Source organism: Aerosakkonema sp. BLCC-F183 (assembly GCF_041929145.1).
In the GTDB taxonomy this organism is placed as follows: Bacteria; Cyanobacteriota; Cyanobacteriia; order Cyanobacteriales; family Aerosakkonemataceae; genus Aerosakkonema.
This window is the reverse complement of the sequence record NZ_JBHFNU010000048.1, coordinates 54,630-73,306: the sequence shown is the minus strand read 5'-3', so window position 1 is coordinate 73,306 and position 18,677 is coordinate 54,630. Positions and strand designations below refer to the sequence as shown.

Sequence of the window (18,677 nt, the reverse complement as noted above, 5' to 3'; positions counted from 1 at the left end):
CTTCTTTTCTTCCTTCTTCCCTCCCCATCTTACTCCCAGACTTCGCAATTGCGCCCTACACACCATGAAACCGGGTTTCTTGAAGAAACCTGGTTTCTGTACATTTTTTTGGATATAAAAGTAGGCTGTAGGGGTTTACTTTTCCTAAATATGCTGGTATGCTTATTTTATAATGGGAATATGTCTAAAAATATTATTTTTGCAAACATCCCATTATGAAGAAAGCATATCATGCTTTCCCCAGAAAAAGCAATCCCCTTTCCTACTCTTTAACGCTTCAAAACCCGAAGCAAAGCAAACCGCCGAGAGTGAGAATAACGGCGACAAGAGCAACCCAGATAAACAGATTATCCTTAGTATTGACCTGAGTGAGATCGACAGGTTCGGGTTGAGGACGAGGACGAGGAGAACTTTTAACAGTGGAAGCAGCATTACCCAAACGAGATTGAGTTTGATTGTCGCCGATCGCAGCGAGATCGGGAATTTGAGTCAGCCATTCAGGACGGCGATTGAGTTGAGGAGCTTCTAAAATGTAGAGCAAGCGACGGCTTTGTTTGCGGATATCGAGATGGGGATGGCGATCGAGCTGCTTGCAGAGAGCGATACCCTCCTTTCTGCGATCGGCAGCTTCGTAAGCAGTCACCAACCAAATTTGGATCTCGCCACCGAGAGGAGAATTGCGATCGACCAAAGCACAAGCCTTTTCCAAATGCTGCACAGACTGGCGATACTGTCCGCGTTCAAAATCAGCCTTGCCAGCTTGGTACTCAGTTTTGATAATTTCTAAAGTTTCTGGACTCACGAGAGATTTCGAGTAAATTGTCTTGCAGATATCCCATAAATTCTAGGCTAGCGCTAATCTTTGAAAGAAGTTGAGTGGGGAAGCGGGGGAGTCAAAAGTAAAAATTCCTCCTCTTCCCTCTTCCCTCTTCCCTCTTCCCCTAGCCCCTAACCCCTAACCCCTAACCCCTAACCCTTCGTTTTCACGAACTCATAAACTCAGAAGCTACAATCATCGAACCAATACCGGCGTCAGTAAAAATTTCCAACAGCAGCGCGTGAGGAATTCGACCGTCAATAATGTGAGTAGCGCGGACACCTTGAGCCAGACTGCGAACGCAACAGCTGACCTTGGGAATCATCCCGCCGCTCACAACACCAGATGCAATCAGATTGCGTGCTTCTTGAATATCCAGCTTAGCGATTAAGGTAGACGGGTCTTTGTAATTTGTCAAAATACCCGCCGTATCGGTAAGCAATATCAATTTTTCTGCACCTAAAGCCGCTGCCAGTTCTCCAGCGATAGTATCGGCGTTGATATTATAAGCTTGTCCCGTCTCGTCCGCCGCCACACTGGAGATTACCGGGATATATCCACTCTTGACTAGGGACTCCACAAGTTTGGTATTGACAGCGTTAACTTCGCCAACAAAACCAATGCCTTCCTGACCTTCCGGACGCGCTTTGATCAAGTTGCCATCTTTACCGCAAAGTCCCACGGCTAAACCGCCCGCTTGGTTAATCAGCGCGACAATTTCTTTATTTACCCGTCCTACTAAAACCATTTCCACGACATCCATCGTGGCGGCGTCGGTCACGCGCAGACCATTTTTGAATTGTGGCTCAATTCCCAGTTTATCTAACCAGGAGTTAATTTCAGGGCCACCGCCGTGTACGACGATCGGACGCAAGCCTACACAGGATAAAAAAACTATATCGCGTATAACTTTGTCTTTGAGAGAGCTGTCTTTCATCGCTGCGCCGCCGTACTTAACAACAACGGTGCGACCGGCAAATTGTTGGATGTAGGGCAGCGCTTCGCTGAGTACTCGTACCCGTGTAGCCTCAGCTTTTTGAATGTAATCGGTTTCGTTAACCATGATCGGCTTTTGGATGCAATAAGGTTTAGATGCAGTTTAAAAGAAGTTGCCATTGTTAATTATCTCAAGGGCAACAGTTTGGGAATAGGACGTCGGGATTAGGGACTAGGGGCTAGGGGCTAGGGGCTAGGGACTAGGGAAGAGGGAAGAGGGAAGAGGGAGAGGGAAGAGGGAAAAGGGAAAATATTAATTCTTCCGTTCCGAAAGCCCCCCTGCCCCCCGCTCCCCCGCGACCCTGCCCTTATCATTAATTATCGGGAGCAGTAACTTCTGGTTTGATAACTTTGGGAATTTCCGCCATTATTCGTGCTGCTACTTGTTCGGGTGTTAAGCTTGCGTCTGCGGTAATGCGAATGTCTGCTTGAGCATAAAGCTTGCGTCTTTGTTCTAGAAGCATTTCCAGCTTTTTCTGAGGCTCGGCATCTTTTAAGAGAGGGCGCGTACTATCCTCTGCCAAGCGGGACATCAGTAATTCTACGGGTACGTCCAGCCAGACGATCAAACCGTGGTGCAGGTAACTCCAGTTTTTTCGTCGCAGCACTATGCCGCCACCAGTGGAAATCGCTAGTTTTGTGTATGCCGACAGCTCGGCCAGCACCTGACTTTCGATCTCCCGAAAAGCTTCTTCACCAGCGGTTGCAAATATTTCGTTAATAGATTGACCGCCTGCTGCTTGCTCGATGAGAGCATCGGTGTCAAAAAAACGGTAGCCTAGTTGCTGTGCCAATAACCGCCCAACGGTCGTCTTACCGGCTCCCATCATCCCAATCAGGTAGAGATTGATTCCTCTTAAAATATTGTTCACCAGTCAAGCTCTGTGTATCTTTTTCATCGGAACTGGTATTTAGTTTACCTGTTATTTCGCAATTTCCAAGCTATTCTTGCTTAACTGCTTGAGAATGTATTTCTTGGCACTGACAGTCGCGCTGTTGCTCTTTCAAATACTCCAGAAATATAGGCTGGAGTCTAAAACTGGCTGCGTTTCTATAAATTAGCGATCGCCTCGCTAAAGATTCCAGCGCCTCTATTAGTTCTCGCCTGGATAGAGATGGTATCCTATTTCCAGGCAATTCTGGTGTTAAAACTAACTCTTGCTGAATTGCCAACCATTTTACGATTTGCTTTTCTGCATTTGACAATCTATTTAACTGCTCGTCTAACAATTCCCGTAATTCTCCACAAGCCAAAACATTCTCTTGCAAAAATGCTGAAATATCGCCATCAAATAAATCTTTTATAGTTGTTAAAATATTTTTTAAAGCTAAAGGATTGCCCGCATATCTACTAATGATTAATTTAGCTTCTGCGTCGCTCAAAATTAATCCTTTGGCTTTAATAATTTTTTCACATTCTATTTCTGGTAAACCTTTGATATGTAAAGAGCGAACTGGTAATATAGCTCCTTCATTTGAGCCTATAACTTTTATTTTTTCCCGACTGGTGAGGATCAAGCAACTTTGATGCAATACTTCTCCGATACGTTTGAATAATTCCCCGTAAATTTCATATCCTTCTCGAAAATCACCTGTATAAGTATTCACTTGGAGAAGAAAATCTACGTTATCCAATATTAACAGACATCGAGAAGCTCTTAAGCAGTCAATGAGTTGTGATATCTTGTCAGGTAAGCTTACTGATTCAGAAATATTTATACTACCATTAGATAAAAATTGAATTAAGTTAGTTAGAAAAACTTGGATGGGTGGAGCGTGGCGAAGCGATCGCCATATAGCATACTCAAATTTATCCTGAATTAGCTGTGCAAGGCGTATTGACAGAGAGGTTTTACCAATCCCACCCATACCCAGCAGGGTCACCAAGCGACAGCGATCGGTAAGTATCCACTCTTCTAATTGAGCTAATTCTTGTTCTCGTCCGTAAAATATACTAACATCAATTGCTTCTCCCCAATCGCAGTGCCGTTCGTTTGATGAAATTAAATAAAGCGGTTTGGCAAGTGCTTCTGGTAATAAATTATTCAGATCTGATTGATTAAATGAAGCGATTTTGTATCCGGCTTCTTCAAGTAAAATAGTGACGCGACTCCAGTGAGTAATTTTTATCGTTGCTCCAGTTTGATAAATCAACAATGATTCAATGTACTTGTACAACCCATTAGATAGATATACCCTAACGGAACTGCTACTGCGAGTTTTATACATGGCATTAGCTATTTCAGCCGGACTATAGCCGCAAAGCAATCCTCTCAGAATTTTTTTTTCCACAGGTGTAAGACCTTTACCTTTGGCGGAGGCAAGATCTATATATAATTTCTCCAGATTCCAGTAATTAGCAGCTTCTGTAAATTCCTCTTGCACTTTACTTAATGTAGATGCCATGTCACAAATTCACTAACGTGATTTTAACTATAATTTAATATACGTTAGCATTTGACTAACATAAATATAAAATATTAACATAATTAATAACATCCGTAAAGTGACGGAAAGCTAATAAATTAGCTAACATAATCTTCATGGATTCTTTATAGAATCTTTATAAAGATCTTATGAAGAATGCCGAAAAATAAAGGTAAGCCATTGATGGCTCTGATTCATATCGTGTTTTACTTGTGTTTACCGGTTCTGTAGACACTACTATTAAAGTTAGCTCTGGGGCAGCAATATTTTTAAGGCGTCCTACTAGCTGGTTGATGAGGGTGCTACTGAGCCTGACGTGACTTTAGTTCAGTGTTTTTACTGGTTCGTCCTTTCAATATCGCTGTTTTTGTAGGTGATGAAGATGTATTTAATCCGCGAAGTTGTCCAACAGGCTCTAACGACTGGCTATCTGACCCTTGCAGCAGAAGAACAGCTGCGGCAGCTTTTGCAGAAAAGATACGATATCGAAGATTTAGATGCTTTCATGATGTTGCAGCAAGCCGCTGTAGCCGGTAGGATTACACAAGAATCTCGCGAGTTAATCAAAAATAACTATTTTTCCTGTAACAATCTCTACCATCCTGTCTGGGAAGTTGAAGCTGCTTGAGTGCAGCAAGAGTCTGAGTCCTAGTCTTGGGCAACCAACATCTTGAGCGTCGCCACAGTCGCCTCGGTTAAACCTGCGACGCCAGAAATTTTCATGCCTTCATAAGCTCTGGGACTTCTAAGGGTCTCTACAATCGCCAGCGCTTCCTCAACGGTCATGGGTTTAAAGGGCTCAAAGCAAATGGCAGAGCTTGATAAATCTAATACGTGACTTTAGTATGACTTTTTTCTGACTTTCTATCCTGTCGGAGTTGAGGATGGGGAGATAATTTTATTTTAAAATTCAATTTATCGAATAAATATCGCTAAATGTTCCAACCAAACCTAGCGACATAATAGATAATTATAAATTAAAACAATGACAAAACCTATTATTTTCTAAGTTTTACATTACACTAAACTCAAAATACTATTCAAAAACAACAGTTCGATTCCCGTAAACTAATACTCGGTTTTGTAAGTGCGATCGCACCGCTCTTGCTAACACCATTCGCTCCAAGTCTTTGCCTTTCCGAATCAAATCGGCAACATCATCTCGGTGACTGACTCGCACTACATCTTGCTCAATAATCGGCCCTGCATCTAATTCAGATGTTACGTAATGGGCGGTTGCACCGATAATTTTTACGCCTCGTTCGTAGGCTTGCTGGTAAGGACTAGCTCCTACGAAAGCAGGTAAAAAAGAATGATGAATATTAATAATATTTTTAGAAAATTCGCCAATCAATTCCGGGCTCAGAATTTGCATATATTTCGCCAATACAACTAAGTCTATTTTGTACTGACGCAGCAGTTCTAATTGTTTCGCTTCCTGCTCTCGTTTATTCTCTTTAGTAATAGGGATATGGTAAAATTCAGCCCCGAATTGAGTAGCCAAATCTTTTAAATCGGGATGGTTGCTGATAATCAATGGAACTACAGCAGAAAATTCTTTAGCTTTGTGACGCCAAATCAGGTCAAAAAGACAATGATCTTGACGGCTTACCCAGATGGAAATACGCGGTATAGTATCGGAAAAGTGCAATTGCCAATTAGCTTGTAAAGGTTGCGCGATCGCATTGAAAGCGGGGCCAATTAAATCGCGGGGCAAATTAAACCCATCCAACTGCCATTCAATGCGAGTAAGAAACAATCCGGCAGCGAAGTCGGTATGATGATCGGCATGAATAATATTACCGCCATTCGCATAAATAAAGTTAGCGATTTTTGCCACCAATCCGCGACTATCTGGGCAAGAAACTAACAGAGTTGCTGTGGGAGTTGTCATACTATTTTCCAGTTTGGATGAGAGAATTTTGGATTATTTAAGCCTTGAAATTCATCAAAAACTTTTGATGATTCTCCTTTAAATGGTTGGCTTGAAACCGTTTTTGTCGCGTATATTGATTTGAAATTTTTAGGAGCGAGAACGGGAGCGATCGTCTTCATCATCAAAATCATCATCATCCTCAAATCCCCAGTCATCATCACTGCCAGATTTTTTGTCAGATTGCCAGCTTTCTTCTGGCTGAGGTTCTGGTTGACGATAAGGCGGTGTAATGACTCGGTACTCGGCATCGTAAACAGATTCGGTTTTTCCGACGCCTGTATTTCGAGGCTCTTTATAACTGTAAGAATAGACAGAACCAGATTTATAGCCACTCGTCGGTTCTTGCTTAACTTCATAATTGGCGCGGTTTCCGGCATTATCTCCATAACTGGGAGTTTCGTAAATTGCCTCATCTTCATCATCTTCATCATCTTCTAAATAGTCATCATTAGATGAACTTTTCTGCCAGTTAGGAGCAGTTTGAGTAGAAGTAGAGTAAGAGGCCGTTTGGTTAGCATAAGGACTCTGGCGGGGAGATTGCCCTTGAGAACGGGATACTTCAGCTTCGAGCGTGCGGATGCGCGATCGCAACTGTTCCTCAGATAAATAGTTCGACACTTGGAACAAAGCACCAATCAGCAAGGAAGAGCAGAAACCAGCTGCGATCGCACCCAAAATCCAGACTCCGAGTGGCCAACCCAGCGATTTCATCCCCAAAAAGGCTAGCACAACAGGCGATAAATTTTGCAGGGCAAATAGAATTAGCCCTAAGAGAACTACAAGCAGCAATACAATCCGAGACATAGTTAGTAATTGGTAATTGGTAATCTCAAATTTCAGATGGCCGATCTTAGATTTAACTTCAATCTAAAATCCCAAATCCAAAATCTAAAATTCCTCCTGGTGTCCTTGCCAACGCTGGATAGGAACGCAGTCAATATCCAGCCGATCTAAAGCGCGAGCAACCACAAAATCCACCAGATCTTGAATAGTCTGAGGATTGTGATACCACGCTGGGATAGCTGGCACAATTGCAACACCTGCTTCTGCCAAAGTAGTTAAATTTCGCAGATGAATCAAACTCAAAGGCGTCTCGCGGGGTACGATAACGAGTTGGCGTCCTTCCTTAAGCTGCACATCAGCAGCGCGTTCCAAAAGGTCGGAACTCAGACCTACTGCCAGCTTAGCGACCGTACTCATACTGCACGGCATCACGAGCATCCCCAAAGTGCGGAAGGAACCACTTGCAATGTTAGCGCCTACATCACCCCAAGGGTGACAGCGCAGTTTACCTTGTGTTGCCACCCCAGCTTGTTCGCGCCAGAATTGTTCTTGCTGGATAGGGTTGGCAGGCATAGAAATATTTTGTTCTGCCTGCCAGACCATATAAGTGGATTTTGACGCCACAAGCTCGATCGTCATATCCGCCTCCAGCAGAAATTTTAATGCCCGAACGGCGTAGATGAGGCCCGATGCCCCTGAGACCCCAAGAATCAAAGGTTTGGTCACACGATTTTAGATTTTGGATGAGAGGATTTTGGATTGGCTGGGCCTTGAATATTGTAGAGACGTTTCATGAAACGTCTCTACAATACTCGGCAAAATTTGTCGATGATTCCCTTTGAAATAGGAAGATTTGAACCCCTTTTTTTTGGTCATTAGTTATCGGTCATTAGTAATGGGTAATTTCAGATTGCAAATTTGAGATGGCAGATTTAAATTCAATTTCAAATCGGCAATCTCAAATCTGAAATTCCCTATATGTTTGGCATGAGCCACGAACGATGAATCATATTTAATCATCATCCATATTGATAAACGGGTCATCTTCTAAGTCATCGTCCAAAGTTTCGCCGTCGCTACCTACGGTCACCAAATCTATTTGCTGACGGTAGTAATCAACGCTTTTAACTTGAACTTCGACGCGATCGCCCAAGCGATATTGCTTGCGGTTCTTGCGCCCTACAAGCGCCTCTTGTCGAGAGCGATATTCGTACCAATCATCTTTGAGCGAGGATACGTGTACCAATCCTTCTGGGTAAAAGAACTTTCCATCTGGCAGAGGTACTTCCATTTCGACAAAGAAACCGTAGGATTGAACGCCAGTAATCACACCAGGAAAAACTTCACCGGTGCGTTCTTTCATCAACTCGGCTTTTTTAAGTCCTGCCAAATCTGCCTCTGCATCTTCCGCTTCTTTTTGTCGTTCGTTAAGCGGTACAACTACAGCAGTCAGATGCGCTTCCAGTTCTTCCTGTAACGCAGGTGGGAGAACGTTCCAATTGATATTGCCGTGACAGGAACTGTGACGCAGATTGACTTGTTCTTTAGCGCGAGTGGTACGACGATCGCGCCCTTGCTCGAACACAGCTTGCAGCAACCGTTGTACCAATAAATCCGAGTAGCGCTGTGCTGGCGAGATGCAATGGACATAACCCGATTCCAAAGCCAAACTAAAGTGAGAAGCGGGTGCTGTGCTGTAAACGGCTGGTTTTAAAGTAGCTTGCAACAAAGAACTGAGGACTTTTTCTGACTTAGAAGCAGCAAATTGCTGGATAAAACTTTGGAAATCAGAAGGAATAACCGCATCTTCCTGTTCTAGTTGCAAATCTATTCCCAGATTGCCAGCTAACTTGATCGATTCTTGGACATCATCCGGATCGGGTGCCGGCTGAACTCGGTACATCGTCGGTACTCCTAGAGCGTTCATGTGGTTGCCCACCACCTGATTTACTAAGATCATCCATTCTGCGATCGTCGATCGGTCTGGGTGTCCTGGCAAGCTCACCAGTACATTACTCGATCCTTCATCGTTAAACTGGCTGTTAAATTGGTTCTCGCTTTCCGATTTCTTAATTTCAAATCCACCTCGCTTTCGTCGTTGTTGCCTTACCCCCTGACTCAGCACCACCAGTTGATCGAGGGTAGGAATCACCGGTGCCACATCGTGCATCATCGCTCGACTGAGAGGAACCTCGTGACGCAACAGAATTGCTCGTGCTTGCGACTGGGAGAGCTGATAGTCTACCTGAATGACGCTGGGTTGAATTTCAAATTCCACCAATTCCCCAGCGCCGTTGAGCGTCAGCAGCACCGAAATAGCGAGCTTGTCTTCTCCCACAATCAGAGAACAACGCTCTAAGAGCGCTTCTGGCAACAGTGGCAGTATCGTTTCGCCTAGATGCACGCACCTACCTCGCCGCTGCGCTTCCCGATCGATCGGCGAGTCGATCGGGACATAGTAGGCTACATCGGCAATATGTACTCCCACACGCCAGTTTTCGGCATCAATTTTCTCTAGGGTAAAAGCCTGTTCTACCACCGATGTACTTTCATCGTTTTCATTCGTTGCGTCGGGAGTAATGGCAATGGTTACCAAATGTCGCAGATCGAATCTATTTTTCAGGTCTGTTCTAGTTGGTGCATTTGGTAATTTTTCAACAGCTTTCAGCACAGCATCGGGAAAGCTGCGCGGTAAATCGTGCTTACAACAAACTATATCGATATCGGCAGCAGCTTCCGCATCGCTGCCCAAGATTTGGGCTACGCGACCGACGGGGGGACTTGTCGCCAAAGGATAGCGGAGGATTTCGACGTGGACGAGGTGATCGATTGCTTGGGCTAAATTTTTGCCATTAGCAAGCAGGTCGAGTTCAAATAATAGCCGATCGTCTAAAGGAACTGCCCTGTATATTGTACGTCCCGCTCGGTCTAAGCTTTGTTTGATTCGCGCTAGCACGCTGGGGTTGGCGCGTTCTAAAATCAAGCGTACTTCTCCTTCCGGAGAGCGCCGTCGATTCCCTTCTTTGGTAATTTTGACAAGAACGCGATCGCCATTCCAAGCTGTACTCAGATGGCTTTCCCGCACGTAAATATCTGCTGCTCCTTCTACATTTTGAATTGCAAAACAAAATCCTTTACTGGAACAGCGCAGTTTGGCTTCCACAACTCCAGGCTCAAATATCCGACGATATTTGCCCCGCTCCTTTACCAAAATGCCAATTTTTTCCAGAGCATCTAAAGCTATTTCTAATTGGTGCAGACAAGGTTCATCCTGGCAACCCAGTTTTTTTTCTAAGGCTTTGACAGCGACCAATTTATCATCTGGAAAATTAGAAAGCAGTGTAGCGATTGAAAATTCCATGTAGCGAATCAGTCCTTAGCGTCTCAATTGCATTCTTTTTACTGCTGCGATCTGGTGAAACCAGATCCTTTTCGCCTATATTGGGCGTAAGTTTCGCCAAATACAGGTACTACCCGATCGAACAGCATCGCGCACGGGCTACACACCCACTTTTAGGCTCTCAACAGTTAAGGTATGTAGATTCCCCCAACAGCTACAGGCAACTTTTGTCCTTGAGAAGCTAATCGCGCTAAACTTAGGCCATCTTCTTGCCGGACATCCGGAAGGGGTTGATTCAGCACACTCTGACCGAACACGCTGACTGAGGAGAGCCTTTTGTTTGCCCAAACTTAGACGAAACAAACGATTGCTGCCACTATATCCCATGTCAGAAAACACCACAGAGGCTACTTCCACTTTTGGCCTACGGATGTTTTATTAGCAATGTCACCACAGGACAAAAGCAAGAATCGTGCTATATCGCCTATGTTTGGGAGATGTTCCGCCCAACATAGGCGAAATCATACCAAGGGTCGCTCGTGCCTGAACGGCTTTTGCTTTGGGACACTCTCACGCTTTTACACGCTGGATGTTTTATGGTGATAAACCGCCTTTGAACAGCGAGCTAGTTGCGGTGGGGTGTAGGACACTCAAGCCTTGCGCCTTTTTGCGATGCGGATCGAAGATCGTGCAACAGCAGTCAGGAGTCAGAAGCCATAATGAAAAAGTCAGGCAACTCTGGGATTTAAAATCCAGTAACAAGTTCCAATGAAGAACAAAAAAGTTTTCCTGTCTCCCCTGCTGCTGACTTTTGTCTGCTGACAGCTGTCTCCCAATCTTATTGTAGGTTTATAGCGGTCTTCAAGAAAACCGCTATGGTTGAAGATCTCTCTTGGGTATTAATGTTATGTTTGCACAATTTCAAGCTCGCTATCCCACTGGCTGTCTAATTTCTGAATTATTGACCATTTACCACGGTAAATATGTGGTTAGGGTCTCGGTTCAGATCGACGGCGTTATCCGAGCTACTGGTATGGCAGTTGCTGACACAATTGAGGTGGCGGAAGATCAAGCTAGAATTAGGGCGCTGGAAATCATCGGCATACAGTCATCTGCTACGACGAGTACTCAACCTGTTACTGCTGAATTTCCCAAGCATCCTGTATTTTCACAAGAGCGATCGGAAAAAGCCAATACAGACAGTATTTCTACTGATACAAGTTGGCTGAGCGAGACAGTACAGCCAACTTTTCCACAGAGGACAACTCCCACAGCAACATCTAAGATCGGTGCTGCTCCCACAGGCTCAAATGCGCCAATTACGAGCAATTTAGATTGGAAACGAGATAGTTATGTTGAGAGTCCCGAAATTACTTCATCTATAAATGAGGTTGAACCGACTGTTAATTATAGTAAAGTGACGCCGATCGGATCGCGCTTTCAAGATCGGGAAATAAGTGCTGTTCAATCCGATCGAGTAGATTCCGAACCGATCGATCTTGCTGCTGAAAAGACGGATTTGGAAGACCCGATCGATCTATCTGAAGCGATCGCTCGCATTCCTATTGAAATGAGCCGTGCAGGTTGGACTACCGAGGAGGGACGCGACTATTTGTGGCGAACTTTCAAAAAGCGATCGCGTTCCCAACTCAGCCCCGAACAGGTAATGCAATTCTACAACCATCTCAAATCTCTGCCCAACGCGACCTCGTAGGTAGGGGGGGCGGGGGAGTGGGGGAGTGGGGGAGCGGGGGATTTCAAATTTCAAATTTCAGATTTCAGATTTATCAAAATTTTCCCTTTTAAATCTAAAATGTGAAATTTTCTTCCCTTTTCCCTCTCCCTCTTCCCCTAACCCCGACGCCCTAACCCCCAGCCCCTAATTAGGCGACAGCTACAGGTTTGCTACCTGCTGCGGTGCGATCGATCACTTGGTCTATCAAGCCGTATTCCATCGCTTCTTTAGCTGACATAAAGAAATCCCGCTCGGTATCTTCCTCAATTCGACTGAGGGGTTGACCTGTGTGTTCTGCCAGCATTTCATTCAGGCGTCGCTTGTGGTATAAAATTTCCTTCGCCTGAATTTCGATATCCGTTGCTTGCCCCTGAGCGCCACCCAGTGGCTGGTGAATCATAATCCGAGAATGGGGTAGACTCATCCGTTTGCCTTTCGTACCGGCGCTGAGGAGAAATGCGCCCATACTAGCTGCCAGTCCGGTACAAATGGTGCAGACATCGGGGCGAACTTGTTTGATCGTGTCATAAATGCCCATACCTGCCGTTACCGAACCGCCCGGTGAGTTGATATATATATAGATATCTTTTTCCGGGTCTTCCGAGTCTAAAAAGAGCAGCTGAGCAACGATCAGATTGGCCAGATCTGAGTCAATTTGTCTGCCTAAGAAGATAATCCGCTCCCGCAGAAGTCGGGAGTAGATATCAAAAGCGCGTTCGCCGCGCCCAGACTGTTCAATAACTGTAGGTATCATGCTGTTTGCATATCCGGTAATTTTTCTTAATTTTATCGATTTGCGCCCGTAAACGTTTTTTTCGGTTATCCGGCAAGTCAGGTTAGGTTATTATAACCCCAAGAAAAGCGATCGCACGATTGCTGCTCCGGTTTTTCCGGGTCACTCATTTCCTTTGCTACTTTTTAGCCAAAAAGGAAAGAACGAGCAACTTAGCAAAGTGCGATCTCAGGGCGCAGGAAATTTAAGGAAATGGCTGCTTGCCAAGAACAAGCTAATGCTTTAGACAAACAAGGTGATACTTACCGTCGCTTGGGAAAATACGAACAAGCGATCGAGTGCTATCGACAGGTACTGGAAATTAAACGCGAAATGGGCGATCGTCCCGGTATAGCCTTCTGCCTGCAAAAGCTATGGCTGTGTAACGTTTGGTTGCAAAACGACGAAGAAGCGTTTTTTTGCTTTATGCAGTTACAGGAAATTCACCGAGAAATGAGCGCCAACATAGAAGAAATAGATTTTTATTTCTAAACATATTTGTGATGTTTTTTCCGTTTAGTTAGTTAAATCAGGAAATTTCCCCTCTTTCACTTCCGTACCGAAATTTTGCACCGCTTGCGTAATAGTTTCCCGCAAATTAACATAAGATTTAGCAAAAGGCGGCTGTTTTTGGGAAAGTCCTAACAAATCGGCAGTAACTAAAACCTGACCGTCACAGTGAGGGCCAGCGCCAATTCCAATTGTAGGAATTGTCAGTTTTTGAGTAATTTGCAATGCCAACTCAGCTGGAATATGCTCCAAGACTACCGCAAATGCACCTGCTTCTTCAAGTGCGATCGCTTCTTGTAAAATTCTCTCTCCAGCTTCCGGTGTCTTCCCTTGCTGACGATAACCCAACTTATGCACCGATTGCGGCGTTAAACCCACATGACCGAGTACCGGAATTCCCGCTTGTACCAAAAAAGAAACTGTTTGGGCGATCGTGGGATATCCGCCCTCCAATTTTACCGCTTGAGCGCCCGATTCTTTCAGTATCCTACCAGCCGAGTGCATTGCTTGCTGAGGACTTTCTTGATAACTCAAAAACGGCAGATCGCAAACTACTAAAGCTTTGTGTACGCCTCGACGCACCGCTTTGGCGTGATGGATTGTTTCATCGAGCGTCAGCGGCAGAGTAGTTTCGTAACCCAATGCCACCATTGCCAAAGAATCGCCAACCAGGATAACATCAACGCCAGCAGCATCCAACAGCTGTGCGATCGCATAATCCCAAGCTGTTAGGGTCACAATTAAACGACCTTGCCGTTTCCATTGGATTAATTGTTGGGTTGTTACTGCCATTTAATCAATTTTGCTTGTAGTTTTTTATGTTCGCACTCAATTATTTCATCGCTGCGGTCTAATTGTTTGGACAAAATTTAGAAAGTTGTTAGTTTCGACATCTCCTTGGATATCGAGAACGCGAACGTTGACAATTTTTTTGGCTCTGTCTGTTAGCTGAACTTCCATCGGTACTGACTTACCCAGACCGTAGGTTTTTATTGCCTGTTCGACACTGGTGCAGCGCAGATTAAAAGTTCCCATATTTATTCTGCCGTTATTTGCCCGATATTCCCACTGTACAAGTTTTTCAATTCCGCCAATGTAGGGTGGATTGCAGTAAAAATGATGGCTCAATGCGATCGCGCGGGCAATGTGGACATCGTATAAACGCATACGACCGCCGTAAGCAGAAACGTTAGTGTTGCGATCGGGTACTTCGAGATAACCATTCATTACCTCTGCAACGAGGGTTTCTTCCAGTTTAATAGAATTTATCCGCACATCGGAATTAGCTGAAGTTTGGGCAAAAACGCTTTTGCTAATAGTATAGGGAGCAGCAAAGGCGATCGCTACTTCTGCAATTATGCTGGCAAATATTTTCAGTTTCGGTATTTTCCTTTTATCTGAGTAGGTAGGCATAATTAAACGTAGGGTATATATCGATCGATCGCAGATGGTGGGCATTGCCCACCCTACTACTACTTCTTTCTTTCCCTAGCCCCTCTTCAATACTGAGGAGTGGCGCGACTGAAAGCGCGATGGGTTATGGCAGCACCTGTATCCAAATTTACCCAAGCTAACCCCTCACGAGTGCCCACCCACAACTTATTGCCGGTATCCGGAGAAAGGGAAAGCACTTTAGCCGCAGGCAGACCGGAAACTTGACCCGCCAGAGTTCCGGTGTAAGGATTGTAACGAAAAACACCAGCATCTGTGCCGACCCAAAGGCTACCTAATTGGTCAAAATGCAATGTTGTGATATTGCGTTCTGCCAGTTCGGCAACAGTTCGCACGATTTTACCGGTGAGGGGATCGAGTTCGATCAAATTGCTGGGCGTTCCCACCCACAGACTACCTTTAGAATCTAAGGCTAAAGCTTGGACAGTGGTGCCGGGTAAGTCGGTAATTCGTCCGATTGGATAAGCACTGGCGGTATCGACTCTTACCAAACCGTCGAGAGTTCCTACCCACAGCTGACCTTCTGTATCTAAGCTGAGGGCGTTGGCGCTGACACCGGGTAAGTTTCGCAGCGTCGTCATCAATAATCCTCGATCGGGACTAATAAGAGATAAACCGCGATCGCCTCCTACCCACAAATAGCCTCGTTTGTCAATTAAAAGAGACAATACTCGATTGGAAGGCATAAAAAAATTCTGCGCCGTAATTTCGTTGGTGCGGGGGTCTACTCGCTGCAATCCCTGGTAAGTTCCCACCCAAATTCTGCCTACTTTATCTTCAGCTAAAGCACCGATAAAAACATCGGGTAAGTTGACCCGCGTCAAAATGCGACCCGTATTGGGGTCAATCCGCGCTAACCCCTGCCACGAACCTACCCAGAGTTTGCCGAGAACATCGCGTAGTAAAGCACTGACGCGATACTCTCGTTGCTGAGGCGTTTGGCGCTGTATTCGCAAGGGATCGACTTCTGGTGGCGGCGGTTGTGCTGGGTAGAAGGGAGTCTCATCTCTTCCGGACGATTGAGCTAGGACGCTTCTGGTGTCGGTTTCTCCCAGGAATGCTGCCAATCCCAGCAGCGCGGCACTTAGGAAAATACTGATGCGCCCACTCAATAATGACATAGTTATTCTCCTGACCGAACGATTCACAAATAGGCTACTGCTTAAGAGAGTCTAGGGGCTAGGGAAAGTCAAAAGTCAAAAGTCAAAAGTCAAAAGTCAAAAGTCAAAAGTCAAAAGTCAAAAGTCAAAAAGTCAAAAGTCAAAAGTCAAAAGTCAAAAAGTCAAAAAGTCAAAAGTCACTCATTAAGAATTTCTTCCTGCCCTCCTGCCCCCCACTCCCCCACTCCCCCACTCCCCCGCTCCCCTGCCCCCCAGCCGCAAGAGCGATCCCCAAACCACAAAATGTCACTTTTTGCATGGATGGTGCAACAAAAATTTATACCTATTAAAAATACATAAAGAGAGGTTATGAAATTCTAAAAAAAATTTGAAGTGTAGCTAATTGATTTCTTGATATAGTTTTAAGCATCTGCCAAATGGGCAAAAAAAAATTGCAGTAATTCCCAGGAAGGGACATATGTCTTACGCGAAAACGACGACTCAAGCGAAAGCTGGGTATCAGGCCGGAGTTAAAGATTACAGGCTGACTTATTACACGCCAGATTACACACCGAAAGATACTGATGTTCTGGCGGCGTTCCGCGTAACGCCTCAGCCCGGAGTACCTCCAGAAGAAGCTGGTGCTGCTGTGGCTGCTGAGTCCTCAACCGGTACTTGGACAACAGTTTGGACTGACCTGCTGACCGACCTCGATCGTTACAAAGGTCGTTGCTACGATATCGAACCGGTTCCTGGCGAAGACAACCAGTACATCTGCTTTGTTGCCTATCCATTGGATCTGTTTGAAGAAGGCTCTGTAACCAATATGCTTACCTCGATCGTAGGTAACGTATTCGGTTTCAAAGCTCTGCGTGCGCTGCGTCTGGAAGACCTGCGGATTCCGATTGCTTACCTGAAAACATTCCAAGGCCCTCCCCACGGGATTACAGTAGAGCGGGACAAGCTGAACAAGTACGGTCGTCCTTTGCTGGGTTGTACGATTAAGCCCAAACTGGGTCTATCTGCTAAGAACTACGGTCGTGCAGTTTACGAATGTCTGCGCGGCGGTTTGGACTTCACCAAAGACGACGAAAACATCAACTCTCAGCCGTTCATGCGCTGGCGCGATCGTTTCCTGTTCGTTCAAGAAGCGATCGAAAAAGCTCAAGCTGAAACTGGTGAAATCAAAGGTCACTACCTGAACGTGACCGCCCCCACCTGCGAAGAAATGATGGAGCGGGCTGAATTCGCGAACGAAATCAACACGCCCATCATCATGCACGACTACCTGACTGGTGGTTTCACCGCTAACACTACTTTGGCTAAGTGGTGCCGTCGCAACGGTCGTCTGCTGCACATCCACCGCGCTATGCACGCAGTTATCGATCGTCAAAAGAACCACGGTATCCACTTCCGCGTACTGGCTAAGTGCTTGCGGATGTCTGGTGGTGACCACCTGCACTCCGGTACCGTCGTCGGTAAGCTGGAAGGCGAAAAAGGCATCACGATGGGCTTCGTAGACTTGATGCGCGAAGACCACATCGAACAAGACCGCGCTCGCGGTATTTACTTCACCCAAGACTGGGCTTCCATGCCCGGTGTAATGCCAGTTGCTTCTGGCGGTATCCACGTATGGCATATGCCAGCGCTCGTAGAAATCTTCGGCGATGATTCTTGCCTGCAATTCGGCGGCGGTACTTTGGGTCACCCCTGGGGTAACGCTCCCGGCGCTACCGCTAACCGCGTGGCTTTGGAAGCTTGTATCCAAGCTCGTAACGAAGGTCGCAACCTCTTCCGGGAAGGTGGCGACGTGATCCGCGAAGCTTGCAAGTGGAGCCCCGAACTGGCTGCGGCTTGCGAACTGTGGAAGGAAATCAAGTTCGAGTTCGAGGCAATGGATACCCTGTAATCGATTTTGGATTGCCGATTTTGGATTTTGGATTTATTTATTAATCTAAAATCCAAAGTCTAAAATTTAAAATCGCCGGAGGCGGGGTCAAAATGGATCTCAAACAAGTCGCGAAAGATACCAGCAAGACGCTGATCAGCTACTTGACCTATCAAGCCGTGCGGATTATCATGGCTCAACTGAGCGAGACTAATCCTCCGCTAGCTTACTGGCTGAATAACTTTTCTACGAAAAGCAAAATCCAAGATGGAGAAGCTTACTTGGAGGAGTTGCTCCGGGAAAAGCAGGAACTGGCGTTACGAGTGATGACCGTGCGCCAGCATCTAGCAGAGGAAGTAACAGATTTTTTGCCAGAGATGGTTCGCACCGGTATTCAACAGGCAAATATGGAGCATCGGCGTCAGCATTTGGAACGCATTACGCAACTGACTATTTCTGACCCCGCCGCATCTCCTGAAGGGCAAACAGAACCGCAAGGTGAATCTGAATAAGCTCGATCGTTAGCAGATAGACCAGAATTACAAGTACCAAGGAAGACCTGTAAGCAATGAAAACTCTACCCAAAGAGCGTCGTTACGAAACTCTCTCTTATCTTCCCCCTCTTACCGACGCCCAAATCGTTAAGCAAGTTCAGTACATTCTAGAGCAAGGCTACATCCCAGCCGTAGAATTCAGCGAATCTTCTGCGCCGGAAATGCACTACTGGACTCTGTGGAAGCTGCCTTTGTTCAAGGCTACCACTGCTCAAGAAGTTCTGGAAGAAGTACGCGCTTGTCGTTCTGAATACTCCAGCTGCTATATCCGCGTTGTGGGTTTTGATAACGTGAAGCAGTGCCAAGTGCTGAGCTTCATCGTTTCCAAGCCGAATACCAGAGGCTACTAATATTTAGTTGGTACAAC

General features: G+C 45.6%; 19 protein-coding genes. 6 read left to right on the top strand and 13 right to left on the bottom strand.

Annotated features, from left to right (window positions below):
* Positions 1-277: 277 nt before the first annotated feature.
* The 4 genes from ACE1CD_RS13365 to ACE1CD_RS13350 form a co-directional block, all read right to left on the bottom strand.
* A complete protein-coding gene (locus tag ACE1CD_RS13365; RefSeq protein ID WP_374824670.1) occupies positions 278-802 on the bottom strand; it encodes a hypothetical protein in 525 nt (174 codons plus the stop codon).
* A 181-nt stretch (positions 803-983) separates the two neighbouring features.
* Entirely contained in the window at positions 984-1,880 is an 897-nt protein-coding gene (gene argB / locus ACE1CD_RS13360) for an acetylglutamate kinase (RefSeq protein WP_374797256.1), read from the bottom strand.
* Between the two features lie 247 nt (positions 1,881-2,127).
* Positions 2,128-2,685 carry a shikimate kinase gene (locus tag ACE1CD_RS13355; RefSeq protein WP_374797254.1) on the bottom strand — a complete coding sequence of 186 codons (558 nt, stop codon included), beginning with the start codon at positions 2,683-2,685 and terminating at the stop codon, positions 2,128-2,130.
* Between the two features lie 70 nt (positions 2,686-2,755).
* Positions 2,756-4,219, bottom strand: a complete 1,464-nt coding sequence (locus tag ACE1CD_RS13350; protein ID WP_374797252.1) for an NB-ARC domain-containing protein — start codon at positions 4,217-4,219, stop codon at positions 2,756-2,758.
* Between the two features lie 403 nt (positions 4,220-4,622).
* Here ACE1CD_RS13350 and ACE1CD_RS13345 point away from each other — a divergent pair, with 403 nt between their 5' ends.
* Positions 4,623-4,868 carry a hypothetical protein gene (locus ACE1CD_RS13345; RefSeq protein ID WP_374797250.1) on the top strand — a complete coding sequence of 82 codons (246 nt, stop codon included), beginning with the start codon at positions 4,623-4,625 and terminating at the stop codon, positions 4,866-4,868.
* Between the two features lie 20 nt (positions 4,869-4,888).
* Here ACE1CD_RS13345 and ACE1CD_RS13340 read toward each other — a convergent pair whose 3' ends face one another.
* From ACE1CD_RS13340 to ACE1CD_RS13320, 5 genes are all read right to left on the bottom strand, one after another.
* On the bottom strand, positions 4,889-5,026 hold the full coding sequence (locus ACE1CD_RS13340; RefSeq protein WP_374797248.1) for a hypothetical protein: 138 nt from the start codon (positions 5,024-5,026) through the stop codon (positions 4,889-4,891).
* Between the two features lie 250 nt (positions 5,027-5,276).
* A complete protein-coding gene (gene purU / locus ACE1CD_RS13335; RefSeq protein WP_374797246.1) occupies positions 5,277-6,134 on the bottom strand; it encodes a formyltetrahydrofolate deformylase in 858 nt (285 codons plus the stop codon).
* Between the two features lie 129 nt (positions 6,135-6,263).
* On the bottom strand, positions 6,264-6,980 hold the full coding sequence (locus ACE1CD_RS13330) for a lipopolysaccharide assembly LapA domain-containing protein (protein WP_374824667.1): 717 nt from the start codon (positions 6,978-6,980) through the stop codon (positions 6,264-6,266).
* 84 nt (positions 6,981-7,064) lie between these two features.
* A complete protein-coding gene (locus tag ACE1CD_RS13325) occupies positions 7,065-7,685 on the bottom strand; it encodes a flavin prenyltransferase UbiX (RefSeq protein WP_374797242.1) in 621 nt (206 codons plus the stop codon).
* Positions 7,686-7,971: 286 nt separating this feature from the next.
* Entirely contained in the window at positions 7,972-10,320 is a 2,349-nt protein-coding gene (locus ACE1CD_RS13320; protein ID WP_374797240.1) for a ribonuclease R family protein, read from the bottom strand.
* Between the two features lie 886 nt (positions 10,321-11,206).
* Between ACE1CD_RS13320 and ACE1CD_RS13315 the strand changes: the two genes are divergently transcribed.
* Positions 11,207-12,013, top strand: a complete 807-nt coding sequence (locus ACE1CD_RS13315; protein WP_374824664.1) for a hypothetical protein — start codon at positions 11,207-11,209, stop codon at positions 12,011-12,013.
* A gap of 169 nt (positions 12,014-12,182) precedes the next feature.
* Here ACE1CD_RS13315 and clpP read toward each other — a convergent pair whose 3' ends face one another.
* Positions 12,183-12,788: an ATP-dependent Clp endopeptidase proteolytic subunit ClpP gene (gene clpP / locus ACE1CD_RS13310; protein WP_190461444.1), complete on the bottom strand. Its 606-nt coding sequence runs from the start codon at positions 12,786-12,788 to the stop codon at positions 12,183-12,185.
* Positions 12,789-13,019: 231 nt separating this feature from the next.
* On the opposite strand from clpP, the gene ACE1CD_RS13305 reads away from it, so the two are divergent.
* Complete coding sequence (locus ACE1CD_RS13305) at positions 13,020-13,298, top strand: tetratricopeptide repeat protein (RefSeq protein WP_374797236.1); 279 nt, start codon at positions 13,020-13,022, stop codon at positions 13,296-13,298.
* A gap of 24 nt (positions 13,299-13,322) precedes the next feature.
* Here ACE1CD_RS13305 and panB read toward each other — a convergent pair whose 3' ends face one another.
* The 3 genes from panB to ACE1CD_RS13290 are packed head-to-tail and all read right to left on the bottom strand — an operon-like array spanning position 13,323 to position 15,889.
* Positions 13,323-14,108: a 3-methyl-2-oxobutanoate hydroxymethyltransferase gene (gene panB / locus ACE1CD_RS13300; protein ID WP_374797234.1), complete on the bottom strand. Its 786-nt coding sequence runs from the start codon at positions 14,106-14,108 to the stop codon at positions 13,323-13,325.
* Positions 14,109-14,153: 45 nt separating this feature from the next.
* Positions 14,154-14,774 carry a hypothetical protein gene (locus tag ACE1CD_RS13295; protein WP_374824661.1) on the bottom strand — a complete coding sequence of 207 codons (621 nt, stop codon included), beginning with the start codon at positions 14,772-14,774 and terminating at the stop codon, positions 14,154-14,156.
* 41 nt (positions 14,775-14,815) lie between these two features.
* Entirely contained in the window at positions 14,816-15,889 is a 1,074-nt protein-coding gene (locus tag ACE1CD_RS13290; protein ID WP_374824658.1) for a two-component regulator propeller domain-containing protein, read from the bottom strand.
* 457 nt (positions 15,890-16,346) lie between these two features.
* Between ACE1CD_RS13290 and ACE1CD_RS13285 the strand changes: the two genes are divergently transcribed.
* The 3 genes from ACE1CD_RS13285 to ACE1CD_RS13275 all read left to right on the top strand — a co-directional run bounded on the left by ACE1CD_RS13285 (position 16,347) and on the right by ACE1CD_RS13275 (position 18,660).
* On the top strand, positions 16,347-17,777 hold the full coding sequence (locus ACE1CD_RS13285) for a form I ribulose bisphosphate carboxylase large subunit (RefSeq protein WP_374824655.1): 1,431 nt from the start codon (positions 16,347-16,349) through the stop codon (positions 17,775-17,777).
* Between the two features lie 92 nt (positions 17,778-17,869).
* The gene (locus ACE1CD_RS13280; RefSeq protein ID WP_374797228.1) at positions 17,870-18,268 is read left to right on the top strand and encodes a chaperonin family protein RbcX; all 399 of its coding nucleotides are present in this window, start codon (positions 17,870-17,872) and stop codon (positions 18,266-18,268) included.
* Between the two features lie 56 nt (positions 18,269-18,324).
* Positions 18,325-18,660 (top strand): ribulose bisphosphate carboxylase small subunit, encoded by a 336-nt coding sequence (locus tag ACE1CD_RS13275; protein WP_374797226.1) that lies wholly within the window; start codon positions 18,325-18,327, stop codon positions 18,658-18,660.
* Positions 18,661-18,677 lie beyond the last annotated feature (17 nt).